Here is an 833-nt window from a genome sequence, read left to right as displayed (position 1 = left end):
TTTCAACGATATCTTTTTGCAACTCCGTCAAATAGGTTTTGATTTCGGAGCATTCCGAATAATCCACTTTGAGCTTTTTAATGAAGTGAGTAATCACGTCGAGCGTAACTTCATCATTCAGTTTTTTGATTTTGTCGCTGTAGGTATCCTCCCACTCGGTCAGTTCACGCACCATGGAACGTAAACTCACCTCTAACGCGTCAATGCTGTCACTAAACTGTTCTTGCTCTTTTTTGCTCAAGGCATCAAAAGATTCTTCTGTGTGCAACTCATCGCCATTCATAGCGACAAATTGATAATCGCCTTGCGATGTGATCGTCAGGCTGATGCCGTGCTCTTTTGCTTCACGACTAATGCGGTCCAATTCATTTTGCTGTTTGTTTGCCAACTGGTTTTTCAAACGATCAGCACGGCTAAAGTACATTTCGTTATCAAAAGCTAATGGCAGCGCGTTAAGCAATTTCCCCATTAAGGCTTCAATATCAACACGCAGTTTGTTACCGATTCCACAAGGGAGCTTTAACACTTTAGGCGTGCGTGTATCTTCAAAATTCGCGACGTAACACCAGTCAAATAAAGCATCGGCGTCATGCTGGTGACGATTCAAATAGCGCAGAATCATCGTGCGCTTACCTAGCCCGTTCTGACCGATGGCGTAAATGTTGTACCCTTTTTCCTTAATTGACATCGCAAACTCGACCGCTTTTTGCGCACGCTCTTGTCCCACGATTTCGTCAATAGGAGGCAGTTCCTTGGTCGACTTACATGGCATATTCTCTAGATCCGCTACAGAATACAGCTGTTGAGGTTCCAATCTTAGTATTGCCATATCC

General features: G+C 43.8%; 1 protein-coding gene. It reads right to left on the bottom strand.

Annotated features, from left to right (window positions below; translation table 11 throughout):
- The coding region (locus tag R7Q48_RS26115) for a Lon-like protease helical domain-containing protein (protein WP_318133097.1) at positions 1-829 on the bottom strand (829 nt) is incomplete at its 3' end.
- Positions 830-833: the final 4 nt, after the last annotated feature.

The sequence above is a fragment of the Vibrio sp. 378 genome (assembly GCF_033339435.1).
The sequence above is the reverse complement of the archived record's forward strand: the minus strand, read 5'-3'. Positions and strand labels throughout refer to the sequence as shown.